Annotated in this window: 26 protein-coding genes; 1 reads left to right on the plus strand and 25 read right to left on the minus strand. The window is 61.5% G+C overall.

The window, feature by feature from the left end:
* Window positions 1–209: 209 nt before the first annotated feature.
* From N5J71_RS18345 to trmJ, 22 genes are all read right to left on the minus strand, one after another.
* A complete protein-coding gene (locus tag N5J71_RS18345) occupies window positions 210–665 on the minus strand; it encodes a hypothetical protein (protein WP_003459711.1) in 456 nt (151 codons plus the stop codon).
* Between the two features lie 15 nt (window positions 666–680).
* Entirely contained in the window at window positions 681–1,463 is a 783-nt protein-coding gene (locus tag N5J71_RS18350; protein WP_279917379.1) for an amidohydrolase, read from the minus strand.
* A 74-nt stretch (window positions 1,464–1,537) separates the two neighbouring features.
* Window positions 1,538–2,686, minus strand: a complete 1,149-nt coding sequence (locus N5J71_RS18355) for a pyridoxal phosphate-dependent aminotransferase (protein ID WP_003459709.1) — start codon at window positions 2,684–2,686, stop codon at window positions 1,538–1,540.
* Between the two features lie 142 nt (window positions 2,687–2,828).
* The gene (gene der / locus N5J71_RS18360) at window positions 2,829–4,307 is read right to left on the minus strand and encodes a ribosome biogenesis GTPase Der (protein WP_206419369.1); all 1,479 of its coding nucleotides are present in this window, start codon (window positions 4,305–4,307) and stop codon (window positions 2,829–2,831) included.
* Window positions 4,308–4,404: 97 nt separating this feature from the next.
* On the minus strand, window positions 4,405–5,556 hold the full coding sequence (bamB, locus tag N5J71_RS18365; protein WP_074860818.1) for an outer membrane protein assembly factor BamB: 1,152 nt from the start codon (window positions 5,554–5,556) through the stop codon (window positions 4,405–4,407).
* Entirely contained in the window at window positions 5,549–6,187 is a 639-nt protein-coding gene (locus N5J71_RS18370) for a tetratricopeptide repeat protein (RefSeq protein WP_206408229.1), read from the minus strand. The genes bamB and N5J71_RS18370 overlap by 8 nt, the downstream gene beginning before the upstream one ends.
* Window positions 6,188–6,219: 32 nt before the next feature.
* The gene (gene hisS, locus N5J71_RS18375) at window positions 6,220–7,506 is read right to left on the minus strand and encodes a histidine--tRNA ligase (protein WP_279534531.1); all 1,287 of its coding nucleotides are present in this window, start codon (window positions 7,504–7,506) and stop codon (window positions 6,220–6,222) included.
* A 20-nt stretch (window positions 7,507–7,526) separates the two neighbouring features.
* Entirely contained in the window at window positions 7,527–8,639 is a 1,113-nt protein-coding gene (ispG, locus tag N5J71_RS18380) for a flavodoxin-dependent (E)-4-hydroxy-3-methylbut-2-enyl-diphosphate synthase (RefSeq protein WP_257598167.1), read from the minus strand.
* Between the two features lie 3 nt (window positions 8,640–8,642).
* Window positions 8,643–9,650, minus strand: a complete 1,008-nt coding sequence (locus N5J71_RS18385) for a RodZ domain-containing protein (RefSeq protein WP_279917380.1) — start codon at window positions 9,648–9,650, stop codon at window positions 8,643–8,645.
* A complete protein-coding gene (gene pilW / locus N5J71_RS18390) occupies window positions 9,647–10,408 on the minus strand; it encodes a type IV pilus biogenesis/stability protein PilW (protein WP_003459700.1) in 762 nt (253 codons plus the stop codon). The genes N5J71_RS18385 and pilW overlap by 4 nt, the downstream gene beginning before the upstream one ends.
* 13 nt (window positions 10,409–10,421) lie before the next feature.
* Window positions 10,422–11,570, minus strand: coding sequence for a dual-specificity RNA methyltransferase RlmN (gene rlmN, locus N5J71_RS18395; RefSeq protein ID WP_279534529.1), 1,149 nt, complete (start codon window positions 11,568–11,570; stop codon window positions 10,422–10,424).
* A 26-nt stretch (window positions 11,571–11,596) separates the two neighbouring features.
* A complete protein-coding gene (gene ndk, locus N5J71_RS18400) occupies window positions 11,597–12,028 on the minus strand; it encodes a nucleoside-diphosphate kinase (RefSeq protein ID WP_003459696.1) in 432 nt (143 codons plus the stop codon).
* 101 nt (window positions 12,029–12,129) lie between these two features.
* Window positions 12,130–12,330 (minus strand): Fe-S cluster assembly protein IscX, encoded by a 201-nt coding sequence (gene iscX / locus N5J71_RS18405; protein WP_074860798.1) that lies wholly within the window; start codon window positions 12,328–12,330, stop codon window positions 12,130–12,132.
* A gap of 106 nt (window positions 12,331–12,436) precedes the next feature.
* Complete coding sequence (gene fdx / locus N5J71_RS18410; protein WP_003459694.1) at window positions 12,437–12,778, minus strand: ISC system 2Fe-2S type ferredoxin; 342 nt, start codon at window positions 12,776–12,778, stop codon at window positions 12,437–12,439.
* A gap of 4 nt (window positions 12,779–12,782) precedes the next feature.
* On the minus strand, window positions 12,783–14,648 hold the full coding sequence (hscA, locus tag N5J71_RS18415) for a Fe-S protein assembly chaperone HscA (protein WP_279917381.1): 1,866 nt from the start codon (window positions 14,646–14,648) through the stop codon (window positions 12,783–12,785).
* Between the two features lie 45 nt (window positions 14,649–14,693).
* A complete protein-coding gene (gene hscB / locus N5J71_RS18420) occupies window positions 14,694–15,215 on the minus strand; it encodes a co-chaperone HscB (protein WP_003459692.1) in 522 nt (173 codons plus the stop codon).
* 8 nt (window positions 15,216–15,223) lie between these two features.
* Window positions 15,224–15,547 (minus strand): iron-sulfur cluster assembly protein IscA, encoded by a 324-nt coding sequence (gene iscA / locus N5J71_RS18425; RefSeq protein WP_003246232.1) that lies wholly within the window; start codon window positions 15,545–15,547, stop codon window positions 15,224–15,226.
* Window positions 15,548–15,560: 13 nt separating this feature from the next.
* Window positions 15,561–15,947 (minus strand): Fe-S cluster assembly scaffold IscU, encoded by a 387-nt coding sequence (gene iscU / locus N5J71_RS18430; protein WP_003246233.1) that lies wholly within the window; start codon window positions 15,945–15,947, stop codon window positions 15,561–15,563.
* A 43-nt stretch (window positions 15,948–15,990) separates the two neighbouring features.
* A complete protein-coding gene (locus tag N5J71_RS18435; RefSeq protein WP_003459691.1) occupies window positions 15,991–17,205 on the minus strand; it encodes an IscS subfamily cysteine desulfurase in 1,215 nt (404 codons plus the stop codon).
* 29 nt (window positions 17,206–17,234) lie between these two features.
* Entirely contained in the window at window positions 17,235–17,726 is a 492-nt protein-coding gene (gene iscR / locus N5J71_RS18440) for a Fe-S cluster assembly transcriptional regulator IscR (RefSeq protein ID WP_003459690.1), read from the minus strand.
* A 136-nt stretch (window positions 17,727–17,862) separates the two neighbouring features.
* Window positions 17,863–18,648 carry a serine O-acetyltransferase gene (gene cysE, locus N5J71_RS18445; RefSeq protein ID WP_003459689.1) on the minus strand — a complete coding sequence of 262 codons (786 nt, stop codon included), beginning with the start codon at window positions 18,646–18,648 and terminating at the stop codon, window positions 17,863–17,865.
* Window positions 18,641–19,420 (minus strand): tRNA (cytosine(32)/uridine(32)-2'-O)-methyltransferase TrmJ, encoded by a 780-nt coding sequence (gene trmJ / locus N5J71_RS18450; protein ID WP_039964369.1) that lies wholly within the window; start codon window positions 19,418–19,420, stop codon window positions 18,641–18,643. Before trmJ ends, cysE begins: the two co-directional genes overlap by 8 nt.
* A gap of 147 nt (window positions 19,421–19,567) precedes the next feature.
* Here trmJ and suhB point away from each other — a divergent pair, with 147 nt between their 5' ends.
* Window positions 19,568–20,383, plus strand: coding sequence for a type III secretion system regulator SuhB (gene suhB / locus N5J71_RS18455; protein ID WP_003459681.1), 816 nt, complete (start codon window positions 19,568–19,570; stop codon window positions 20,381–20,383).
* Between the two features lie 225 nt (window positions 20,384–20,608).
* On the opposite strand, the gene N5J71_RS18460 is transcribed toward suhB, so the two are convergent.
* The 3 genes from N5J71_RS18460 to secD form a co-directional block, all read right to left on the minus strand.
* Window positions 20,609–21,151 carry a glycine zipper 2TM domain-containing protein gene (locus N5J71_RS18460; protein ID WP_003459679.1) on the minus strand — a complete coding sequence of 181 codons (543 nt, stop codon included), beginning with the start codon at window positions 21,149–21,151 and terminating at the stop codon, window positions 20,609–20,611.
* A gap of 117 nt (window positions 21,152–21,268) precedes the next feature.
* The gene (gene secF, locus N5J71_RS18465; protein ID WP_074859254.1) at window positions 21,269–22,186 is read right to left on the minus strand and encodes a protein translocase subunit SecF; all 918 of its coding nucleotides are present in this window, start codon (window positions 22,184–22,186) and stop codon (window positions 21,269–21,271) included.
* Window positions 22,187–22,195: 9 nt separating this feature from the next.
* Entirely contained in the window at window positions 22,196–24,064 is a 1,869-nt protein-coding gene (gene secD / locus N5J71_RS18470; protein WP_003459675.1) for a protein translocase subunit SecD, read from the minus strand.
* Window positions 24,065–24,083: the final 19 nt, after the last annotated feature.

Below are 24,083 nucleotides of genomic sequence, written 5' to 3' on the forward strand. Positions count from 1 at the left end.
CTACGTTTTTGTGTGCGTAGCCCAGATGAAAACCGGGAAGGTTATCGCAAACATCAGTAGTGTTTCGGGCATCCTGTAGGAGCGGCGCCCCACCGCGAACACCGGCGGCGTGAGCCCGAAAGGCTTCGCCCCGAGACGGGGCTCCTACGAAAAATCGCTTTGCAGATACTTGCGTCCGTAGATCCGGTTGAAATCCGGGAACACGACTCTCAGATATCGAAAATCATCAGCACCGCAAGCATAAGAGCGGCCAGGCCGAGGGTGAACATCAGACCGATACCCGCCGCCCGCCAGTTGGACAGAAATGCACCACCGGCCTCGGCATGCTGCTTGAGATCGACCTCCATGAGGCTCTTGGCAAACATGATCATCGCCATCAATTGTGCGATGGCGAACGGCATGGCGGGCACCTCCTCCGGCAAGACGAAAGCCAGGACCAAGGTAACCACCAGCAGGAAGACGGAAATACCCCAGACCATCGCCACTCGATCCGCCTTGCCGAGCAGTTGCAGGTTATGCGCCAGCAGCCAGGCGCCAGCCAGCGGCGTGCCGATGAAGGTCACCAGGCCAACACCCGCAACGCTGTAGAGCGGCGACTGATTGGTAGTGGCCTGCTGCAGGTCGGCCTGCGGAGGCTGGAAGGGATTGCTCTGTTGTACGTCCATGTTCACGTAGCTCCATCAGTTCAAGGTGAAGGCATCGACGTCTAGGTGTGCGGGGAAGCGCTCGCGGTAGGCAGCCAGTGCCTCGCTCGACAGCCGGGCGCGGAATACACCATCACCATCACCTGCCGCCAGCAGGGTCTCGCCCTGAAAATCCAGTACCTGAGAATCGCCAGTATATCCGTGGCCCTTGCCGTCCTCGCCGACGCGGTTCACAGCCGCGACATAGCACAGGTTCTCGATGGCTCGCGCTGGTAGCAGGCGGTTCCAGTGCTGGCGACGCGCCCCCGGCCAGTTGGCGGTATACAGCAGCAGATCGGTGCCACCCGCATCGCGACTCCAGACCGGGAAGCGCAGGTCGTAGCAAATCAGCGGGCGCACGCGCCAGCCGTTTAGGTCGAACACCACCTGCTGATCGCCAGCGCTGTAGTGCTTGTGCTCACCGGCCATGCGGAACAGGTGGCGTTTGTCGTAATACGCGAAAGAGCCATCCGGGCGCGCCCAAAGCAGGCGATTACGGTAGCTGCCGTCAGCGGCCTGAATGATCAGACTGCCGCAGATCACCGCGCCGATACGCTGCGCCTGCTCGCGTAGCCAGATGCTGCTGGGTCCATCCTCAGGCTCAGCCAATTCGGCCGACTCCATGGAAAAACCGGTGGTGAACATCTCCGGCAGGATCACCAGGTCAGCGCCACGGGCCTGTTCCAGCAAGGTCTGGAAGTGCTCGCGGTTGGCGGCCGGATCGTGCCAGGCCAACGTGGTCTGGATCAGCGCCAGTTCGAGATCGGGTTTGTTGTTCATTTGTAGGCCTCGCTCACCGTAGGGCGGGTGAAACCCGCCAACACCTCAGAGGCGGGTTACACCCGCCCTACCCCTCATACCGCGCTGAGTTTCTCCGCCGCCTGGCGCAGGGTTTCCTCGCGCTTGGCGAAGCAGAAACGCACCAGGCACATATCCTTGGGCGCTGACTGGTAGAACACCGACACCGGAATCGCCGCCACACCATGCTCGCGGGTCAGCCATTCAGCCATGGCCACGTCGTCCAGATCGGGGCGAATCGCCGAATAGTCGGCCAGCTGGAAGTAAGTACCCGGCGCACGGGTAAAGGTGAAGCGCGAGCCAGCCAGCAGCTCGCAGAACAGGTCGCGCTTGGCCTGATAGAAAGCCGGCAACTCCTCGACATGCTCGGGGCAGGCCGCCATGAAGTCGGCCAGTGCGAACTGTAGTGGTGTCACGCCACAGAAATTGACGTATTGATGAATCTTGCGCAGCTCGGCGGTCAATGCCGGTGGCGCCACCACGTAGCCAGTCTTCCAGCCAGTCACGTGATAAGTCTTGCCGAAGGAGCTGACCACGAAGGCGCGCTGATACAGCTCGTCGTGGGCCAGCACGCTGGCATGACGCTGGCCGTCATAGATCAGATGCTCGTAGACCTCGTCGCTGATCACATGGATATCGCGGCCACGAATCAGCTCGGCCAGCTTGTCCAGATCGGCACAGGTCAGCAGAGCGCCGCTGGGGTTGTGCGGGGAGTTGAGGAAGATCAGCCGGGTACGCGGCGTGATGGCATCAGCCAGACGCTGCCAATCGACAGCGAAGTCCGGCAATGCCAGCGGCACATGCACGCAACGTCCACCGGCCAGCTCCACCGACGGCTCGTAACTGTCGTAGCAGGGGTCGAGCACGATGGCTTCATCACCCGGACGGATCAGCGCCTGTACCGCGCAAAAGATCGCCTCGGTGGCGCCGGGGGTGATGGTAATCTCGCTGTCGGCATCACGCTGCACGCCGTAGCTGCGGGCGATCTTGGCCGCCACCTGCTGGCGCAGTGAGGGCAAGCCAGTCATTGGTGAATACTGGTTGCGCCCTTCCATGACGTGGCGCGCGACGGCTTCGCGCAGTGCCTGCGGCCCGTCGAAATCAGGGAAGCCCTGGGACAGATTGATCGCACCAGTCTCCAGCGCAAGCTGGGACATCCGCGTGAAGATGGTGGTGCCGACGTTGGGCAGTTTGCTGACGAGCATCGCGACTTCCTACGAAAAACAAGGCAAGCCGCGAGGATAGCCGAAGGGCGCCATAGACGACACCCGCAGCACTTATGAAAAGAAAGCCAAAGCTTATGCCGTGCATGCCGAATGAAGTCCGACATGCACGGCGCGGCCACGTTTACTTGCGCTTGTCCTTGCGCTTCTTCTCGGCCTTCTTGTGGTGGCTCATCAGGCGACGTTTCTTGTTCACCTGGCGATCGGTGAGGGTGTTCTTGTTGCCCTCGTAGGGGTTTTCACCGCCCTTGTACTCGATGCGAATCGGCGTACCGACCAGCTTCAGCACACGGCGGAAGGTGTTCTCCAGGTAACGGGTGTAGGCGCGCGGCACGGCGTCGACCTGGTTACCGTGAATCACGATCAGCGGCGGGTTGGCACCACCCAGGTGGGCGTAACGCAGCTTGATGCGGCGACCGTTGACCAGAGGCGGTGCATGGTCGCTGACGGCATCTTCGAGAATCTGCGTCAGGCGGCTGGTCGGCCAGCGGGTGATCGCCGACTTGAACGAGGCCTGCACCGACTTGTACAGATGGCCCACGCCAGTGCCGTGCAGGGCGGAAATGAAGTGGATATCGGCGAAGTCGACGAAGAACAGCCGGCGCTCCAGCTCGGTCTTCACATAATCCTTCTGCCCCTGGTCCATGCCGTCCCACTTGTTCAGGGCAATGACCAGAGCGCGGCCGCTTTCCAGCACGAAGCCGAGCAGGTTGAGGTCGTGGTCGACCACACCTTCGCGGGCGTCCATGACGAACACCACGACGTTGGAGTCCTGAATGGCCTGCAGCGTCTTGACCACGGAGAATTTCTCCACGGCCTCGAAGATCTTGCCGCGACGGCGCACGCCGGCAGTGTCGATCAGCGTGTACTTCTCGTCGTCGCGCTCGAACGGAATGTAGATGCTGTCACGCGTGGTTCCCGCCTGGTCATAGACGATGACCCGCTCTTCACCGAGCATGCGGTTGACCAGGGTCGACTTGCCGACGTTGGGGCGACCGATGATGGCCAGCTTGATGCCGTCCTTCTCGCTCGGGCCGGGAATGCGCTTGGCCTCCTGGCCTTCCAGCACTTCTTCCTCTTCTTCGGCGCCCTCTTCCGGCTCACCAGCGTCCTTGGGGAAAGCGCCGAGCACCACTTCGAGCATCTGGGTGATGCCACGACCATGGGCGCCGGCAATCGCCAGTGGCTCGCCCAGGCCCATGGGGCTGAACTCGGCGCGGGCCAGGTCGACATCGAGGTTGTCGACCTTGTTCACCACCAGAAAGCTCTGCTTGTTACGACGGCGCAGGTGCTCGCCGATCATCTGGTCGGAGGCAGTCATGCCAGCGCGCGCGTCCACCAGGAACAGCACGGCATCGGCCTCTTCGATGGCCTGCAGCGACTGCTCGGCCATCTTCGCGTCGATGCCTTCCTCGTCACCGGAAATACCACCGGTGTCGATCACGATATAGGTGCGCCCCTGCCACTTCGCCTCGCCATACTGGCGGTCGCGGGTCAGACCGGACAGGTCGCCGACGATGGCGTCGCGGCTGCGGGTCAGGCGGTTGAAGAGTGTGGACTTGCCGACATTCGGCCGGCCCACCAGGGCAATTACGGGAACCATCAGGCTCTCCACTCGGTTAATTCAGAAAATGCAAAGGCCGCTGCAAGGGCAGCGGCCAGGGTGTTTCATGCTGTCGGGTTACCGGCAGCATAGCGTGTTACTTGATGGTCAGCGCCACCAACTTGCCGCTGTTGCCGTAGACGTACAGCCAATCCCCGACCACCAACGGCTGGGCACGCAGGCCATCGCTGTCGATACGGGTACGGCCGACGAAACGACCATCGACCTGGCTCAGCAGATGCAGATAGCCTTCCACATCGCCCACGGCCACGTAACTGGAGAACACTTGTGGTGCCGACAACTGACGGCGTGCCAGGGAGTCGTTGCTCCACAGAGCCGAAGCACTACGCTCGTCGATACCTTCGACAGTGCCACTGGCATGGCTGACGTATACGTTACCGAAGCCCTGAGCGACGCCAACCGAGCTGGATGCCTCGCGCTGCCAGAGTACGCGACCGGACTCCAGATCCATGGCCGCGACACGGCCCTGGTAGCTCACCGCGTAGACGGTGCCGCCGGACAACAGCAGGCCGCCGTCGATGTCGACAACACGCTCCAGTTCGGAACGACCCTGCGGGATGGCGATACGCTGCTCCCAGACCGGCAGGCCGCGCTGGGCGTCGACCGCAATCACCTTGCCGCTGGACAGACCGGCGACCACCAGGCGGTTGGTCACCAGCGGAGCGCCAGTGCCGCGCAGGGTCAGTACGGCCGGGGTGTTTTCGACGATCCAGCGCTGGCTGCCGGTGCTGGCATCGAAGGCAATCAGACGGTCGTCCTGGGTCTGCACCACGACGATATCGCCGTTGCTAGCCGGCGCAGCCAGCACTTCGCTGGTCACGCGCGAACGCCATTGTTCTTCACCGTCACTGGAGTCCAGGGCGATCACTTCACCCTTGAGGGTACCCAACAATACCTGGCCGTAGCCGACACCGATGGCGCCGGATACCGGGATTTCAAGCTTCTTGCGCCAGATGACCTTGCCGCTGGTGCGGTCCATGGCCATGACCAGACCTTCGACATCAGCGGCGTAGATCACCTCGCCGTCGATGGCCGGCACCAGCATGTTGAAGGTATCGCCCTGACCATCACCAACGGAGCGGCTCCACTCGGTACGCAGCTCGACTTCGGCGTCGAACTTGGTCAGTTCGGCGGGCGGCAGTTCCTTCTTGCTATTGCTGCTGCAACCCACGGCCAGAACGGCCAGAGCCAGCAGTGCGGCATTCTTCCAACGCATCACGTCACGCATCCTCTTTTGCCAGGTCGTCCAGCTTCATCTGCAGACCGCCAACAGCGGCGTCTTCGGCCAGCGCATCCTTGGCCTTCTGATAGGCGGCGTGCGCGTCATCGCTGCGACCCAGCTGTACCAGCAGGTCGCCCTTGAGTTCTTCACGGCTGGCGAGGAAAGCTTCCTCGACCTTGGCATCAAGCAGTTTCAACGCATCATCAGCCTTGTCCTGCGCGGCCAGCACACGGGCCAGGCGCTGACGTGCCAGCTCACCGAGCGTGGCGTCGGCAGGCTTGTCGAACACACGCTGCAGCGCCGCAGCGGCATCGTCGAGACGATTTGCCTCGACAGCGACCTTGGCGACGAACAGGCTGCCGTACTGAGCATAATGAGTACCGGCGAACTCGCTATTGAGCTTACCGGCCAACTCGGCGACTTTCGCGGCATCGGGCTTACCGGCTGGGTCCAGCGCCGCTTCCAGCAACTGCTGATAAAGCACCGAGGCGCCTTGCGCCTGGTTGTCCTGGTACTTCTGCCAGCCCTGCCAGCCGAATACAGCTACCAGCGCCAGCACGCCACCGGCGAGCAAAGGCTTGCCGTTGCGATCCCACCAGTCCTTGAGTTGCGCGATCTGTTCGTCTTCGGTCTGCATGTCTAACCCCGTACTCCTAATCGAGAACCTGCTCAGGCCTGCTGGCAGGCAGCCAGATGCTCAGCCAGAGCATCCCAGGCAACACTTTGTTGTTCACTGTCGTCGCGCAGCGGTTTGCAACCTACCACGCGTGCGGCCAATTCGTCGTCCCCCAGAATCAGCGCATAGCGTGCACCGCTCTTGTCGGCTTTTTTGAACTGGCTCTTGAAACTGCCGCCACCGGTGTTGAGCAACAGGCGCAGCCCCGGTAACTCATCACGCAGACGCTCGACCAGCGTCAGCGCCGCAAGCTCCGCTGCCTCACCAAAGGCGCAGACGTACACGTCAGCCGCACGATTGAGCTCGGCCGGCAACAGATCCAGGGTTTCCAGCAGCAGCACCAGACGCTCGACGCCCATGGCAAAGCCGACACCCGGCGTGGCCTTGCCACCCAGTTGCGCCACCAGGCCATCGTAACGGCCTCCGGCGCACACCGTGCCTTGAGCACCAAGCTTGTCGGTGACCCACTCGAATACGGTGCGGTTGTAGTAATCCAGACCGCGCACCAACTTGTGGTTGATCTGGTAACGAATGCCGGCAGCGTCCAGGCGCGCCTTGACGCCCTCGAAGTGCAGGCGCGACTCTTCGTCGAGGTAATCACCCAGGGTCGGTGCACCAACCAGCGCGGCCTGGGTCGCCTCGTTCTTGCTGTCGAGAATGCGCAGCGGATTGGTGGTCAAACGGCGCTGGCTGTCCTCGTCAAGCTGGTCAAAGCGCTGCTGCAGGTAGGCCACCAGGGCGTCGCGATAAGCCGCACGCGCCTCGCTGGAGCCCAGGCTGTTGAGCTGCAGGGTCACCGCATCGGCCAGACCGAGTTTTTTCCACAGACGCCAGGTGAGCACGATCAGCTCGGCATCGACATCCGGCCCGGGCAGGTTGAAGGCTTCCACACCCACCTGATGGAACTGGCGATAGCGACCCTTCTGTGGCTTCTCGTAGCGGAACATGGGGCCGGCATACCAGAGCTTCTGCACCTGACCGCCACCGGCCAGGCCATGCTCGAGAACCGCGCGCACGCAACCGGCGGTGCCTTCGGGACGCAGGGTCAGGGATTCTTCGTTGCGGTCGAGGAAGGTGTACATCTCCTTGTCGACCACGTCGGTGCCTTCACCGATACCGCGAGCGAACAGCTCGGTGTATTCGACGATGGGCAGGCGGATTTCCTTGTAGCCATAACCGTCGAGCAGGTTGACCAGGGTATTTTCCAGGTAACGCCAGGCAGGCGTCTGCTCCGGCAGGATATCGTTCATGCCACGAATGGCTTGCAGGGACTTGCTCAAATGTATTCCTTACGCACGGATCAGCCGCGCACGATCACGGCAGCATCGGCGGCGGCCTTTTCGGCCGCCTTGTCGCGAATGAGCTTTTCCAGCTCGTCCACCAGGTTTTCGTTGGTCAGCTTCGAGGCCGGTTTGCCATCGATATAGACCAGGTTGTTCGGGCTACCACCCGTGAGGCCGATATGGGCCTCCTTGGCTTCGCCAGGACCATTGACCACGCAGCCGATCACAGCCACATCCAGCGGCACCAGCAGATCCTCGACGCGCGTTTCCAGCTCGTTCATGGTCTTGACCACATCGAAGTTCTGCCGCGAGCAGCTCGGGCAGGCGATGAAATTGATGCCACGCGAGCGCAGGCGCAGGGACTTGAGGATGTCGAAACCGACCTTGATCTCTTCCACCGGGTCGGCGGCCAAGGAGATACGGATGGTATCGCCAATGCCCTCGGCCAGCAGCATGCCCAGGCCGACAGCGGATTTCACCGTACCGGAACGCAGGCCGCCAGCTTCGGTGATGCCCAGGTGCAGCGGCTGCTCGATCTGTTTGGCTAGCAGGCGATAAGCCTCGACGGCCATGAACACGTCGGAGGCTTTCACACTGACCTTGAAATCAGCGAAGCTCAGGCGATCCAGATGCTCGACATGGCGCAGTGCAGACTCGACCAAGGCCTCGGGCGTCGGCTCGCCGTACTTCTTTTGCAGATCCTTTTCCAGCGAGCCGGCGTTGACGCCGATGCGGATCGGGATGCCCTTGTCGCGAGCGGCTTCAACCACCGCCCTGACGCGATCCTCGCGGCCGATGTTGCCCGGATTGATGCGCAGACAATCGACACCCAGCTCAGCCACACGCAGGGCGATCTGGTAATCGAAGTGGATGTCGGCCACCAGCGGTACACGCACCTGCTGCTTGATGCGGCCGAACGCCTCGGCGGCGTCCATGTCCGGCACGGAAACCCGCACGATATCGGCACCGGCATCTTCCAGGCGACGGATCTGTGCCACAGTGGCAGCCACATCGTTGGTGTCGGTATTGGTCATGCTCTGCACGGCAATCGGCGCATCGCCGCCTACCGGTACCGAGCCAACCCAAATCTTGCGCGACTGTCGGCGCTTGATCGGCGATTCGCAATGCATGCTTTACAACCCCAGTGTCAGGCGCGCGGTTTCGCCAGAGATATGCGGTGTGACGTCAACGCTTTCGCCGTTGTAAGTCACCTGTGCGCCCCGGGCGAAGCCCAGATGTAGCTTTATCGGCGCCTTGCCAGTCAGTTCGATACGCTCACCACTGCGCTTGAGCGCGCTGAGCAGCACCTTGCCATCGGCATCGGTCACCTGCGTCCAGCAATCGGCGGTGAACTGCACATTGACTACGCCCTGCCCAGCGGCCACGGCAGGCGCAGGCGATGGTGCCGGCACAGTGGCTGCAGGCGCTGGAGCTTGCGCAGCAACAGGTTCCACTGCAACCGCTGCCGGCGCTGCATTTGCAGCCTCGACAATGGGCGCTGCAGCGCTTTCAGGCGCGACCTCGGCAGCCGGCTGCTCGGCAGCGTCAGCATCTTCCGGAGCCTGTCCCGGCTCGACCGGCAACAGCAGCGGGCTGCTTGGCTCACGGCCCTGCACATCGGCAACTGCCTGATCTTCAGGCTCGGCCAACGAGTGCACCTGGGTCGTACCGTCGGCACCCTCCACCTCTACATGCTCAAGCCCCAGATCGGCCAGGCTGGCCACCGGGCGGCCCTGATCCTGCCACCAGAAGAAACCGCCACCAATCAACGCCAGCAGCAACAAAAAGCTGACCAGACGCAGGATGCTCTGCGAATAGCGCACCGGTTCCTCGATACGGCCCAGCGCATGCACGCTGCTGCCGCTGGAATCGGCGCCGGTGAACTGATCGAACTCCATCGCCAGACGGTTCTGATCCATCTCCAGCAATTTGGCGTAGGCCCGGATATAGCCACGGGCAAAGGTGGGGCCCGGCAGCTTGTCGAAAGCACCGGCTTCGATCTGGGCAAGACGCTGCGGCGTCAGATTGAGCTGCGTCGCCACCTCGGCAATGCTCAGCCCCTTGATTTCACGGGCCTGACGCAGGCTTTCACCAGGATTGGTCGGCATCGGCTGATTCACTTCGCTATGTGCCGCGTTCATTGTTGCCCCGAAACAAATTGCTGATATTCCTGAGAAGCCGGATACAGACGACGCAACTGCAGGCCCAGACTGGCGGCCTTGTCACGATCCTCGAATACTTCGGCCAAACGTGCGCCGAGCAGCAGGCTGCGCGCATTCTGCGGTGCCATTTCGCTGTAGCTGTCGTAGTAACGACGGGCCGGTACGTATTCCTTGTCCTCGTAGGACATGACGGCCATTTCCAGCAACGCGCGCGGTTGGCGACTGCTCAGGCGCAGGGCACGCTGAAAGTACTCTTTGGCCTGCTCACGCTGACCGAGCTGCAGAGCGGTCATGCCCAGATTCTCGAAAACCCGGGAACGCTCTGGATAGAGGTTGTCCTCGGCAGCTTTGAGATAGGTGCTCATGGCCTCCTGATAACGCTTCTGCTCGAACAGGAAACCACCATAGTTGTTTAGCAGACGGGCGTCCTTCGGACGCCGGGACAGCGCTTTGCGAAAATGCTCATCGGCCAGCTTTGGCTCCATTTCCAGCTGGAAGGCCATAGCTAGCGCGGCATGCGCGTCTGCATTCGACGAATCGAGATCAAGTGCATTCTTCAGCGGCACCTTGGCGCGCTGCGTATCACCCTGCTGGATGTAGGCGATGCCAAGCTGCACATAGGCATCGCGTGCTTCGTCACGCCCTTTCGCCGTACGCATGGGGTCGACATCGCCCGTGGTCACACAACCAGCAAGCAGACTGACAACAAGCAACAACAGCGCTGGGCGCAGGGTCATAGGCATCCTCTCTTCAATTTCGATTGGCGGCAGTGCGAGGCTCTTGTGCCTCGTTGCCCAGCTGACGCACGGCGATGTAACGCTCACTGCGCCGAGTACGGTCCATGACCTGGCCAACCAATTGGCCGCAGGCTGCATCGATATCGTCACCACGCGTCGTGCGCACCGTGACGTTATGACCAGCCTTGTGCAATAGATCCTGGAAGCGGCGAATCGCGTTATTGCTCGGCCGCTCGTACCCAGAGAAGGGGAAGGGATTAAACGGAATCAGATTGATCTTGCAAGGGACATCGGCCAGAAGTGCGACCATCTGCTCAGCGTGCTCAGGCTGATCGTTGACACCTTTGAGCAGGGTGTACTCGATGGTCAGCACGCGTTTCTCGCCGAGCTTGGCGATATAGCGCTTGCAGGCCGCCAGCAACATGTTCAGCGGATACTTCTTGTTGATCGGCACCAACTGGTTGCGCAGCTCGTCGTTGGGCGCGTGCAGCGACAATGCCAGGGACACGTCGATGACTTCGGCCAGCTTGTCGATCATCGGCACCACGCCGGAGGTGGACAGGGTCACCTTGCGCTTGGAAATGCCGTAGCCGAGGTCATCCATCATGATCTGCATGGCGGAGACGACGTTATCGAAGTTCAGCAGCGGCTCACCCATGCCCATCATCACCACGTTGGTGATGGCACGGTCGATCTTCGCCGGCACGCTGCCGAAGGATTTGTTGGCGATCCACACCTGGCCGATGATCTCGGCGCTGGTCAGGTCGCTGTTGAAGCCTTGCTTGCCGGTGGAGCAGAAACTGCAGTCCAGGGCACAACCGGCCTGCGACGAGACACATAGGGTGCCGCGGCCGTTCTGCGGGATGTACACGGTCTCCACGCAGCTACCCGACGCCACACGCACCACCCACTTGCGCGTGCCATCGGCAGAAATATTTTCGCTGACCACTTCCGGGCCGCGAATCTCGGCAGAGGCCTCGAGCTTCTCGCGCAAGGCCTTGCCGACATTGGTCATGGCGGCGAAATCATCGACGCCAAAGTGGTGAATCCACTTCATTACCTGGCCGGCACGGAAGCGCTTCTCGCCGATGGACTCGAAGAACTGTTCCATTTCCGGCTGGGTCAGGCCCAGCAGGTTGATCTTGCCGGTGGTATTGGTCATGGCTTCACCCTCGCATCATTCGCCAATCAGCGGATGCGCGCGCACTGCTCGGTAGCGGAGAAGAAGTAAGCGATCTCGCGAGCAGCGGAGGCTTCGGAATCCGAACCGTGAACAGCGTTTTCGTCGATGGAAACGGCGAAGTCAGCACGGATGGTGCCGGCAGCTGCTTCTTTCGGGTTGGTGGCGCCCATCAGCTCACGGTTCTTGGCAACGGCGTTTTCACCTTCCAGAACCTGAACGATGACCGGACCGGAGGTCATGAAGGCAACCAGGTCCTTGAAGAAGCCACGCTCGCTGTGCTCGGCGTAGAAACCAGCGGCTTCGCGCTCGGACAGTTGCACCATCTTCGAAGCAACAACGCGCAGGCCGGCTTTTTCGAAACGGGTGGTGATCTCACCGATGACGTTCTTGGCAACGGCGTCAGGCTTGATGATGGAGAAAGTACGTTGAACAGCCATGTGAAGCTCCAGAAGCTTTAGGGTTAAAGCGAAAAATTAAACCCGCGAATTATACGCGGGTTCCGGTTAAAAGCGTAGGGCGGGCGCCGTAAGCGCCTGTTTCAATCGAGCTCTTCGATCCAGGCAGCCTGTATCGCCTCCAGCACCTTCTCCCCCCCGCGCTGCGGGTCATCGGAGAACTCCGGCAACTCCAAGACCCAACGGTGCAGATCGACGAAATTAACGAAGCGCGGATCAACATCCGGCTTCTGCTCACTCAGTTCGATGGCGATATCCAGTACATCGACCCATTTCAGACTCATGATCATGCTTCCTGGTTAACGTGAAAGTCGCGTAGCGACAACTTCCCCTGAGCCCTTCTCCCCTTGGGAGAAGGTGGCGCGAAGCGCCGGATGAGGGAGTTGCCTGTCAGTGCGGCGCTTCGGCGGCGTGATTGAGCGAATACTTGGGAATCTCGACGGTGAGGTCTTCCTCACCGACAATGGCCTGACAGGCCAGGCGCGACTGCGCCTCGAGCCCCCAGGCCTTGTCCAGATAGTCCTCTTCCAGCTCGTCCGCCTCGTTCAGCGAGTCGAAGCCCTCGCGCACGATGCAGTGACAGGTGGTGCAGGCGCAGACGCCGCCACAGGCGCTTTCCATCTCGATATGGTGCTCATGCGCCAACTCGAGAATGGAAATGCCGGGCTCGGCCTCGACCACCAGGCCATCCGGGCAGAAACGCTCGTGAGGCAGAAAAATTACCTGCGGCATCAAATTATTCCTCGATCTCGTTGAGATTGCGCCCGGCCAGCGCGGCCTTGACCGTCGAATCCAGGCGCCTGGCCGCGAATGCGTCGGTCACCTGCGACAGGCGCTTGGTCTGACGCTCGATGGCCAGGCCATCGTTGCCGGCCAGCAGCTCGCGCAACTCCTGCACCTGCAGTTCGATGACGGCGCGCTCCTCGGCATCCAGCAGGCGCTCGCCATCGACCTCCAGCGCGCCTTCGACCGCCTCGATCAGACGCTGCGCATCGACCTGCTGCTCGCGCAACACGCGCGCGGCCTTGTCGTCGCCGGCGTTCTGGAAGGAGTCCTGCAGCATGCGCGCGATCTCGCCATCAGTCAGACCATAGGACGGCTTGACCTGGATGCTCGACTCGATGCCGGAACTCAGCTCCCGCGCCGCGACACTGAGCAGGCCATCGGCATCGACCTGGAAGGTCACGCGAATCTTCGCTGCACCCGCGACCATCGGCGGAATGCCGCGCAGCTCGAAGCGCGCCAGCGAACGGCAGTCGGCGATCAGTTCGCGCTCGCCCTGCAGCACATGAATCATCATGGCCGTCTGGCCATCCTTGTAGGTGGTGAATTCCTGTGCACGCGCCACCGGGATGGTGGTATTGCGCGGAATCACCTTCTCCATCAGCCCGCCCATGGTTTCCAGGCCGAGCGACAGTGGAATCACATCCAGCAGCAGCAACTCCTCGCCATCACCACGCTGATTACCCGCCAGGGCATCGGCCTGGATTGCTGCACCGATGGCCACCACCTGATCAGGATCGATATTGGTCAGCGGTGCGCGACCGAACAACTCGCCTACCGCCTCGCGCACACGCGGCACGCGGGTCGAGCCGCCCACCATGACCACGGCACTGACCTCTTCCAGCTCGACGCCCGAATCACGCACCGCGCGCCGGCAAGCCTTGAGGCTGCGCGCCACCATCGGTTCGATCAGCGCCTCGAACTGCTCGCGACTCAACACAGCGCGCCAGTCGCCATGGCTCAGTTCAGTGCTGTCCGCTTCGGTCAGCGCCTCTTTCGCGGCACAGGCAGCCTGTAGCAGGCTGCGCTGGGTTGCCGGATCGAGATCACTGGAAATCCCGGCCTGCTGGATGATCCAGTCGGCAATGGCATGATCGAAGTCGTCGCCACCCAGGGCGCTGTCGCCACCGGTGGCCAGCACCTCGAAAACACCGCCGGTCAGGCGCAGGATGGAAATATCAAAGGTGCCGCCGCCTAGGTCATAGATGGCAACCACGCCTTCGGCCTTCTGATCCAGACCATAGGCGACAGCGGCAGCAGTGGGTTCGTTGAGCAGACGCAGCACGCTAAGGCCGGCAAGACGCGCGGCATCCTTGGTGGCCTGACGCTGCGCGTCATCGAAGTAGGCCGGCACGGTAATCACCGCGCCCACCAGCTCGCCGCCAAGGGTTTGCTCGGCACGCAAACGCAGAGCCTTGAGAATTTCGGCGGACACCTCGACCGGACTCTTCGCCCCCTGCACCGTTTCGATGAAGGGCATGTGCGACTCGCCCGCCACGAAGCGATAGGGCAATTGCTCGCCAAGCTGATGCACATCGGCGATACCGCGGCCCATCAGACGCTTGACCGACAACACGGTGTTCAACGGATCACTGGCAGCAGCAGCCTTGGCCGACTCGCCGACCTCGATGCTGGCGGCGTGATAACGCACCGCCGAAGGCAGGATGACCTTGCCGGCAGCATCGGCCAGAGGCTCGGCCAGACCACTGCGCACGGCAGCGACCAGTGAATTGGTGGTGCCCAGGTCAATACCCACTGCCAGCCGACGCTGGTGCGGTTGCGGGCTCTGTCCTGGCTCGGCGATCTGCAATAAGGCCATGGTCTTCTTGAAATCATCAGGCAGGCTGCCGAGGCAACCCACAGGTTAATCGTCGAGGCGCTCTTCTAGTTGGCGCACTTCATGGGAGAGCTTGTCGAGAAACTGCATCCGCCGCATCAGGCGCTCAGCCTCTTCGCGACGAGCATCGTCGTCCCAGCATGCCGCGAAGCGCTCATTGAGCGCCTCCTGAGCGGTCTTCAGGCGACGCTTGAAGGCCGCGACACCAGCCAGGTCGGCGTCGTCCTGCAGCTCTTCCAGCTCTTCGCGCAGCTGCATCTGCTGCAGGAGAAAATCCGGATCCTGCACCGTCACTTCCAGCGGAAGCTCCGGCCCACGCATGGCCAGCAGGTAGCGGGCACGCTGCGATGGCGTTTTCAGAATCTGATACGCCTCGTTGAGACAGGCCGAGCGCTCCAGCGCCAGGCGCTGCTCACGCTCGCCGGCATCGGCGAAACGGTCAGGATGAACCTGACGCGCCAACTCGCGGTAACGCGCAGCCAGTTGATCCAGATCCAGACGAAAGCTCGGCTGCAGGTCGAACAGAGCGAAATGGCAGGGATTACCCATTCACGGCCTCAGACATTGAAGCTTTCGCCGCAACCGCATTCGCCGCGCACGTTGGGGTTGTTGAACTTGAAGCCCTCGTTGAGGCCTTCCTTGACGAAGTCCAACTCGGTGCCATCGAGATAGACCAGGCTCTTGGGATCGATGATCACCTTGACGCCATGGCTTTCGAATACCTGATCCTCGGCCGCCAGCTCATCAACGAACTCGAGCACGTAGGCCAGGCCGGAACAACCGGTAGTACGCACACCGAGGCGAATACCCTCGCCCTTGCCGCGCCCCTCGAGGGAGCGCTGCACATGACGAGCGGCTGCTTCAGACATGGTGATGGCCATTACAAACCTCGTATCAGAGCAAGCCTTTCTTCTGCTTGTAATCGCGCACGGCGGCCTTGATGGCGTCTTCGGCGAGCACGGAGCAGTGAATTTTCACCGGCGGCAGTGCCAGTTCTTCGGCGAGCTGGGTGTTCTTGATGCTCTCGGCTTCATCCAGGGTCTTGCCCTTCATCCACTCGGTGGCGAGGGAGCTGGAGGCAATCGCCGAACCGCAGCCATAGGTCTTGAACTTGGCGTCTTCGATCACGCCGCTTTCGTTGACCTTGATCTGCAGACGCATGACGTCGCCGCAGGCCGGCGCGCCGACCATACCGGTGCCGACATCGGGATCTTCGGCATTGAGCTTGCCGACGTTGCGCGGATTTTCGTAGTGGTCGATGACCTTGTCACTGTAAGCCATGCTGTACTTCCTCTCTCATCAGGTGCCGCTCTTCAGGCAGCTATCAGTGTGCTGCCCATTCCACGGTGGAAAGGTCGACACCTTCTTTGAACATATCCCACAGGGGCGACAGTTCGCGCAGCTTATCCACAGCCTCACGAACCTTGGCGGCAGCGTAATCGACCTCCTCTTCAGTGGTGAAACGACCGAAGGTGAAGCGAATCGAGCTGTGCGCCAGCTCGTCGTTGCGGCCCAGGGCACGCAACACGTAGGACGGCTCCAGGGAAGCCGAAGTGCACGCCGAACCGGACGATACGGCGAGGTCCTTGAGCGCCATGATCAGCGACTCGCCCTCGACGTAGTTGAAACTCAGGTTGAGGTTGTGCGGCACACGCGCCGTCAGGCTGCCGTTAACGTACAGCTCTTCCATGCCTTCGAGCTGGCGGTAGAAGCGATCACGCAGCGCAGTGATGCGCTGGTTTTCCGCCGCCATCTCCTGCTTGGCAATACGGAAGGCCTCACCCATGCCGACGCACTGGTGGGTGGCCAGGGTGCCGGAACGCATGCCGCGCTCATGACCACCACCGTGGGTCTGCGCTTCCAGACGCACACGCGGCTTGCGGCGTACGTACAGGGCACCGACACCCTTGGGGCCGTAGGTCTTGTGCGCCGAGAAGGACATCAGATCGACCTTCATCTTCTCCAGGTCGATCTCCACCTTGCCGGTGGACTGCGCGGCATCGACGTGCAGCAACACGCCACGTGAGCGGGTCAGCTCACCAATGGCAGCGATGTCGTTGATGGTGCCGATTTCATTATTGACGTGCATGACCGACACCAGCACGGTGTCTTCACGCAGCGCAGCCTCGATCATGGCCGGGGTGATCAGGCCATCTTCGCCTGGCTCCAGATAGGTCACCTCGAAGCCTTCGCGTTCGAGCTGGCGGGTCGTATCCAACACCGCCTTGTGCTCGATCTTCGAGGTGATGATGTGCTTGCCCTTGCTGGTGTAGAAGTGCGCAACACCCTTGATCGCCAGGTTGTTGGACTCGGTTGCACCGCTGGTCCAGACAATTTCGCGCGGGTCGGCATTGACCAGTTCGGCGACCTGACGGCGGGCATTCTCCACCGCTTCTTCAGCCTTCCAGCCAAACACATGCGAGCGCGAAGCCGGGTTGCCGAAGTTACCATCGACCAGCAGGCACTCGCTCATTTTCTGCGCCACACGCGGATCGACCGGCGTGGTAGCGGAATAATCGAGGTAAATAGGCAATTTCATCAGACTTCTCCTATCGGCAAGCGCACCGCTCATTCGACGGCGGACGCTTCAATCTTATCCAGGCGTGGCGCCTTGCCAGAGCAGCGACGCTGATCCTGACGCAAGGCCACTTCCTGCACCTCATGGCGCGCGACCAGGTCGGCCAGGCTGATGCCACTGAGGAATTCATGAATCTGCTGGCTGAGGTCACACCACAGGTGGTGGGTCAGACAGGTGTCACCGGCATGGCAATCACCCTGCCCCTGGCAACGCGTGGCATCCACCGACTCGTTGACCGCATCGATCACCTGAGCCACCTGAATACCGCGCATGTCGCGTGACAGCTGATAGCCACCGCCCGGCCCGCGTACACTGGAAACCAGGCTGCCACGGCGCAACTTGGCGAACAGTTGCTCGAGATAAGACAGGGAAATGCCCTGCCGCTCGGAAATATCGGCCAGGGAAACGGGACCGTGCTGCGCGTGCAGCGCCAGATCGAGCATGGCGGTAACGGCGTAACGGCCTTTGGTGGTCAGTCGCATGGCTCTACCACGAATCACTAAAGTGCCGCGAAGTATGCGATTCCCGAGTATTTAAGTCAACTATAAGACCTATTGATTTACTCAGGCTTGCGCACAAAAGAAGGCAGCATCATAGCAAAGCCCGCCTCCTGCTGCATCAGGCAGCCGGCTTGTCGCCCTGCTGTTGATCCTTGCACACGTCGGCGAAGTCCTCGTCGCGCAGGGTCGGCAGATCCTTAGCGCAATAATCACTGCCGAGCGCCGTCAGCGCCTTGCACATCCCCTCCAGACGACCATCGACCACATGCAGGTGATCGAGCAACTGGCCGATGGCACGGGCAACCGGGTCCGGCATATCCTGACCCACGCCGTAGGCGTCGAAGCCGATCTTCTCAGCCATGGCCTGACGCTTGGCTTCCTGCTCGTTATCAGACTTGACGATGATCTTGCCGGGAATGCCAACTGCCGTCGCCCCGGCCGGCACCGCCTTGGTCACCACCGCGTTGGAGCCGATCTTGGCACCAGCCCCGACAGTGAACGGCCCCAGCACCTTGGCACCAGCCCCCACCACCACCCCATCTTCCAGGGTCGGGTGACGCTTGCCCTTGTTCCAACTGGTGCCACCGAGGGTGACCCCCTGGTAAAGGGTCACGTCGTTACCGATCTCGGCGGTTTCACCAATGACGATGCCCATGCCGTGATCGATGAAGAAACGCCGACCGATCTTCGCCCCCGGATGAATTTCGATACCGGTCATCCAGCGCCCGAAGTTGGAGACCACGCGCGCCAGCCACTTCCAGCCCGAACGCCACAGCGCGTGCGCCACGCGATGCAGCCAGACAGCGTGCAACCCGGGATAGCAGGTCACCACCTCGAACGCATTGCGCGCCGCCGGATCACGGTGAAAAACGCTCTGGATATCTTCTCGCATGCGCTCAAACATCAGACTTCCCCTGCTTGTGAGACTCTCCACGCACGGCCTTCTCCGTCTCGGTCAGGATGCCGCGCAGGATATTCATTTCCAACTTGCTCACCGCACTGCGCCCATACAGTCGGCGCAGACGCGTCATCAGGTGCCGCGGTTTCTGGGGATCGAGAAAACCGATCATCACCAGCACGCGCCGCAGATGACCGTAAAAGGACTCCAGCTCGTCCGCGGTCGCCGCCTGAGCATTGAGCATCGCCGTCGACTCCAGCTTCTCTACCTTGGTCGGCAGACTCGAGGCCGTCAGCCAGGCCATGCGCACTTCATAGGCCAGCACCTGAACCGCCGCCGCCAGATTCAGCGAGCTGAATTCCGGGTTGGACGGGATATGCACGTGGTACTGACATCGCTGCAACTCTTCGTTGGTCAGGCCGGCATATTCACGACCGAACACCAACGCCACCTCACCACCTGCAGCAGCCTGCTCACAGCTGGCCACAGCACATTCGCGCGGATCGAGCAGCGGCCAGGGGATGCGTCGATCGCGCGCACTGGTGCCGACCACCAGGGTGCAGCCCACCAGCGCTTCCTCCAGGGTATCGACCACCTGCGCAGCATCCAGCACATCGGTCGCACCGGACGCGCGCGCGACAGCCTCGCCACTGGGGAAATCTTCGGGAGCCACCAATACCAGACGCGACAGCCCCATGTTTTTCATCGCCCGCGCGGCACCGCCGATATTGCCCGGATGACTGGTGCCCACCAAAACCACGCGAATATTGTCCAGCAACGCAGACGCTCTCAGAAATCTCAAGGGGGGGCGATGATCTTACCCAAGCCCTTCGATTAATGCCATGCAGCGTACAGACGGCGCTTCATCGGCAACGGTTTTCTGCTAACATGGCCGGCTTTCTTTAACGCCCCAGGTGAACCGCCCATGCAGCCCATGCTGAATATCGCCCTGCGCGCCGCTCGCAGCGCCGGTGAAATGATCTTTCGCTCCATCGAGCGCCTGGATGTCATCTCGGTCGACGAGAAGGACGCCAAGGATTACGTCACCGAGGTCGACAAAGCCGCTGAGCTGATGATCGTCCAGGCCATCCGCAAGGCCTACCCGACCCACAGCTTCCTGGGCGAGGAAGGCGGCGTGCTGGAAGGCAGTGGCGACGGCGCCGACTACCAGTGGATCATCGACCCGCTGGACGGCACCACCAACTTCGTTCGCGGCGTACCGCACTTCGCCATCAGCATCGCCTGCAAATACCGCGGCCGCCTTGAGCACGCCATCGTCCTCGACCCGGTGCGCCAGGAAGAATTCACCGCCAGCCGCGGCCGTGGCGCCGCCCTCAACGGTCGCCGCCTGCGTGTCAGCAACCGCAAGAGCCTGGATGGCGCGCTGCTGGGTACCGGCTTCCCGTTCCGCAACGAGCAGCTGGACAACCTCGAGAACTACCTGAGTATGTTCCGTAGCCTGGTCGGCCAGACCGCCGGCGTACGCCGTGCCGGTGCCGCCAGCCTGGATCTGGCTTATGTCGCAGCCGGCCGCTACGACGCCTTCTGGGAATTCGGCTTGTCCGAGTGGGACATGGCAGCCGGCGCCCTGCTGATCCAGGAAGCAGGCGGCCTGGTCAGCGACTTCACTGGTGGCCACGAATTCCTTGAGAAAGGCCAGATCGTTGCCGGCAACACCAAGTGCTTCAAGGCCGTGCTGACCGCGATCCAGCCACATCTGGCACCCTCGATGAAACGCTGAGCTTCTGTCGAGCAATAAAAAAACGCCCCGAGGGATAATGCTGATCAGATAAGTTCGTCACCACCCCCTCCTACTTGCAGTAGAGGGGGCGCTTTTCGTAGGAGCCAGCTTGCTGGCGATGCTTTTTATGGCGGATCGCCGGCAAGCCGGCTCCTACAAAGATCGAGTGCAACGGCTTAACTGACTGACATTACCCCGAGGGGCGTTTTTTCTGGCTTGAGTTTCTTACTGGGCCTGCTGCACCAGCACCAACTCGCCCTGTTTGTTGACCGGGATACGGCTACCCGGATCACGATCCATGCGTACGGTGCCAACCTGCTCGCCCAACTGGTACTTCACGTCATAGCCCACCAGCTTCTCGCTGGTATCGGTCACGGTGTTGCAGCGGGTTTCGGTGGTGGTGTAGGTGTCACGCTGCTGCATGCCTTCCTGAATCTTGTTGCCGGCATAACCGCCGCCAACCGCACCCGCGACGGTCGCAATCTTCTTGCCCGTGCCACCCCCCACCTGATTGCCCAGCAGGCCGCCGGCAATGGCGCCGATGGCCGTGCCGGCAATCTGGTGCTGATCCTGCACCGGACGCTGGCGGGTGACGGTGACATCCTGGCAGACCTCACGCGGCGTTTTAACGGTTTCGTTTATCGGCGTTACCGCCAGCACCTCGGCATAGTCCGGGCCGCGATCAACCAGACTGTAGGTGGCGACGGCCCCACCCGCGGTCACACCCACAGCACCCAGTACGGCACCTACCAACATTGATTTATTCATTTTTGTGTCTCCTAGGCTCGGCGACTCACGCCCTTCTCTATGCCTGGGACAGCAAAAAACCGCGACAAGTTCGACTTGCCGCGGCTTTCGCTGACTTTCATGATGCGAGTCACAACATCATGGACGACCGTCGTCTGCCTCGGCCTCGACCACTGGCGGAATCAGATCCTCCACGCTGAGCTTCAGCCATACCAGCACCGTGGCGCCGATGTAGACCGACGAGTAGGTCCCCACCACCACACCGACCAACAGGGTCAGGGCGAAGGCCGCCAGTACGTCACCACCGAAGAACAGCAGTGCCAACAAGGCCAGCGCAGTGGACAGCGAGGTGGCGATGGTACGCAGAAGGGTCTGAGTGATCGAAACGTCGATGTTCTCGATCAGCGAGGTCTTGCGCATTACACGGAAGTTCTCACGAATCCGGTCGTAGATGATGATGGTGTCGTTGAGCGAATAACCGATCATCGCCAGCACCGCCGCCAGCACCGTCAGGTCGAATGGAATCTGGAAGAACGCCAGCACACCCAAGGTGATGATCACGTCGTGCACCAAGGATGCGATGGCACCGACACCAAACTTCCACTGAAAGCGAAACGCCAGGTAGAGCATGATCCCGCCTAACGCCAGGAGCATGGCGATACCGCCCTGGTCACGCAGCTCTTCACCCACCTGCGGGCCGACGAACTCGACGCGCTTGACCTCGAAGCGCGCTGCCTCGTCGACCTTGCGCAGCGCAGCCGCGACCTCATTACCCAGATCAGGGGAATCGCCAGCCAGACGCACCAGTACATCCGTGCTGGCGCCAAAGCTTTGCACCACGGCGTCGGTATAACCGGCCTGGCTCAACTCGGCCTTGATCAGCTCTAGGTTGGCCGGCTGCTCGTACTGCAACTCGATCAGGGTGCCACCGGTGAAATCCAGGCCGAAATTAAGCCCCTTGGTAAACAGCGCGCCGAGACCAATCAGCGTCAGCACGACCGTAATGGAGAAGGCGATATTGCGGACCGCCATGAAACGAATGGTTGACTTGATCATGGCTGCACCTCAGATCCACAGCTTCTTGAAGTTACGGCCACCGAAGATCAGGTTGACCAGACCACGGGTGAACATGATGGCGGTGAACATCGACGTAATGATGCCCAGCGACAGCGTTACCGCGAAGCCCTTCACCGGACCGGTCCCCATGGCGAATAGGATGCCGCCCACCAACAAGGTGGTCAGGTTACTGTCCAGAATCGCCGAATAGGCACGATCGAAGCCCTCGTGCAGGGCACGCTGCACCGGCAGTCCATTGGCCAGCTCCTCGCGTATCCGCGAGAAAATCAGTACGTTGGCGTCTACCGCCATACCCAGGGTCAGCACGATACCGGCGATACCCGGCAGGGTCAGGGTCGCGCCAATGGCAGACATCAGACCGACCAGCAGCACCAGGTTGAACGCCAGGGCAACGGTCGCCAGCACACCGAAGAAGCGATAGATGGCGATGATGAACAGGGACACGAAGATCATCGCCCACTCGGTGGAGGCGATACCTTTGGCAATGTTCTCGGCCCCCAGGCTCGGACCGATGGTGCGTTCTTCAGCGAAGTACATCGGTGCCGCCAGACCACCGGCACGCAGCAGCAGCGCCAGCTCTGACGACTCGCCCTGGCCGTTCAGGCCGGTGATGCGGAACTGGCTGCCCAGTGGTGACTGGATGGTCGCCAGGCTGATGATCTTCTTCTCTTCCACGAAGGAAGAAATGGCAACTTCCTGCTCGACGCCGTCGATAGTCTGACGCACGTAGCGGGTGACCGGCTTCTGCTCGATGAAGATCACCGCCATGCTGCGGCCGACGTTGTTGCGGGTGGCGCGGTTCATCAGCTCGCCGCCGTGACCGTCGAGGCGAATGTTCACCTGCGGGCGACCATTCTCGTCAAAACTGGCCTGGGCGTCGGTCACATGATCGCCAGTGATGATCAGCTCACGCTCCAGCTGTACCGGCGGACGACCTTCCTCACGGAAGCTGAAGGTCTCGGTGGCGCCACGCGGCGCATTGGGGTCGGCCTGCAGACGGAACTCCAGGCTGGCGGTCTTGCCGAGAATACGCTTGGCCTCGGCAGTGTCCTGCACACCCGGCAGCTCCACCACGATACGGTTGGCACCCTGGCGCTGCACCAGCGGCTCGGCCACGCCCAGTTCATTAACGCGATTGCGTACAGTGGTGAGGTTCTGGCGAATGGAGTACTCACGAATCTCGGCGATCTTCGCCTGAGTCAGACCCAGCTGCAGAATATGCTGGCCGCCACGCTCGACAGTGGTCAGTTCGAAATCGCTGTAATCCTTGCGAATCAGGCGCTGCGCCTTGTCCAGCGTGTCGCTGTCGGCAAAGCCGAGCTGAATCCGGCCATTGCTTTCCGGCATGCTGCGGTAGCGAATACGCTCCTTGCGCAGCAGGCTCTTGATCTCACCTTCATAAACCTTGCGGCGCACATCCAGCGCCTTGTCCATGTCGACTTCCAGCAGGAAGTGCACACCACCAGACAGATCCAGGCCGAGCTTCATCGGGCTCGCACCCAGGCTACGCAGCCAGTCGGGGGTGGTTTGCGCCAGGTTCAGCGCCACGACGTAATCATCGCCCAGCGCACGGCGGACGATGTCCTTGGCCGGCAACTGGTCATCCTGCTTGGTCAGACGAATCAGGCCAGCGCGGCCACGCTCGTCGATGCTGGCAGCCTTGACGGCAATACCGGCGTCCTGCAGCGCTTTGCTGGCACGGTCGACATCCGCCTGCTCGATGCTCAGCGCCGAGCTGGCGCCGCTGATCTGTATGGCAGGATCGTCTGGATAAAGGTTGGGAATGGAGTACACCAGGCCGATTGCCAGAACGGACAAAATCAGCAGGTACTTCCACAGAGGGTATTTATTGAGCATGAACGAGCCGCCCGCTTAT

This window comes from Ectopseudomonas oleovorans, assembly GCF_029845265.1.
In the GTDB taxonomy this organism is placed as follows: domain Bacteria; phylum Pseudomonadota; class Gammaproteobacteria; order Pseudomonadales; family Pseudomonadaceae; genus Aquipseudomonas; species Aquipseudomonas oleovorans.

Coding starts and splice junctions, on each gene's coding strand:
- N5J71_RS18345 (WP_003459711.1), bottom strand. CDS start 665: ATGGACGTACAACAGAGCAATCCCTTCCAGCCTCCGCAGGCCGACCTG.
- N5J71_RS18350 (WP_279917379.1), bottom strand. CDS start 1,463: ATGAACAACAAACCCGATCTCGAACTGGCGCTGATCCAGACCACGTTG.
- N5J71_RS18355 (WP_003459709.1), bottom strand. CDS start 2,686: ATGCTCGTCAGCAAACTGCCCAACGTCGGCACCACCATCTTCACGCGG.
- der (WP_206419369.1), bottom strand. CDS start 4,307: ATGGTTCCCGTAATTGCCCTGGTGGGCCGGCCGAATGTCGGCAAGTCC.
- bamB (WP_074860818.1), bottom strand. CDS start 5,556: ATGCGTGACGTGATGCGTTGGAAGAATGCCGCACTGCTGGCTCTGGCC.
- N5J71_RS18370 (WP_206408229.1), bottom strand. CDS start 6,187: ATGCAGACCGAAGACGAACAGATCGCGCAACTCAAGGACTGGTGGGAT.
- ispG (WP_257598167.1), bottom strand. CDS start 8,639: ATGCATTGCGAATCGCCGATCAAGCGCCGACAGTCGCGCAAGATTTGG.
- N5J71_RS18385 (WP_279917380.1), bottom strand. CDS start 9,650: ATGAACGCGGCACATAGCGAAGTGAATCAGCCGATGCCGACCAATCCT.
- pilW (WP_003459700.1), bottom strand. CDS start 10,408: ATGACCCTGCGCCCAGCGCTGTTGTTGCTTGTTGTCAGTCTGCTTGCT.
- rlmN (WP_279534529.1), bottom strand. CDS start 11,570: ATGACCAATACCACCGGCAAGATCAACCTGCTGGGCCTGACCCAGCCG.
- ndk (WP_003459696.1), bottom strand. CDS start 12,028: ATGGCTGTTCAACGTACTTTCTCCATCATCAAGCCTGACGCCGTTGCC.
- iscX (WP_074860798.1), bottom strand. CDS start 12,330: ATGAGTCTGAAATGGGTCGATGTACTGGATATCGCCATCGAACTGAGT.
- fdx (WP_003459694.1), bottom strand. CDS start 12,778: ATGCCGCAGGTAATTTTTCTGCCTCACGAGCGTTTCTGCCCGGATGGC.
- hscA (WP_279917381.1), bottom strand. CDS start 14,648: ATGGCCTTATTGCAGATCGCCGAGCCAGGACAGAGCCCGCAACCGCAC.
- hscB (WP_003459692.1), bottom strand. CDS start 15,215: ATGGGTAATCCCTGCCATTTCGCTCTGTTCGACCTGCAGCCGAGCTTT.
- iscA (WP_003246232.1), bottom strand. CDS start 15,547: ATGGCCATCACCATGTCTGAAGCAGCCGCTCGTCATGTGCAGCGCTCC.
- iscU (WP_003246233.1), bottom strand. CDS start 15,947: ATGGCTTACAGTGACAAGGTCATCGACCACTACGAAAATCCGCGCAAC.
- N5J71_RS18435 (WP_003459691.1), bottom strand. CDS start 17,205: ATGAAATTGCCTATTTACCTCGATTATTCCGCTACCACGCCGGTCGAT.
- iscR (WP_003459690.1), bottom strand. CDS start 17,726: ATGCGACTGACCACCAAAGGCCGTTACGCCGTTACCGCCATGCTCGAT.
- cysE (WP_003459689.1), bottom strand. CDS start 18,648: ATGTTTGAGCGCATGCGAGAAGATATCCAGAGCGTTTTTCACCGTGAT.
- suhB (WP_003459681.1), top strand. CDS start 19,568: ATGCAGCCCATGCTGAATATCGCCCTGCGCGCCGCTCGCAGCGCCGGT.
- N5J71_RS18460 (WP_003459679.1), bottom strand. CDS start 21,151: ATGAATAAATCAATGTTGGTAGGTGCCGTACTGGGTGCTGTGGGTGTG.
- secF (WP_074859254.1), bottom strand. CDS start 22,186: ATGATCAAGTCAACCATTCGTTTCATGGCGGTCCGCAATATCGCCTTC.
- secD (WP_003459675.1), bottom strand. CDS start 24,064: ATGCTCAATAAATACCCTCTGTGGAAGTACCTGCTGATTTTGTCCGTT.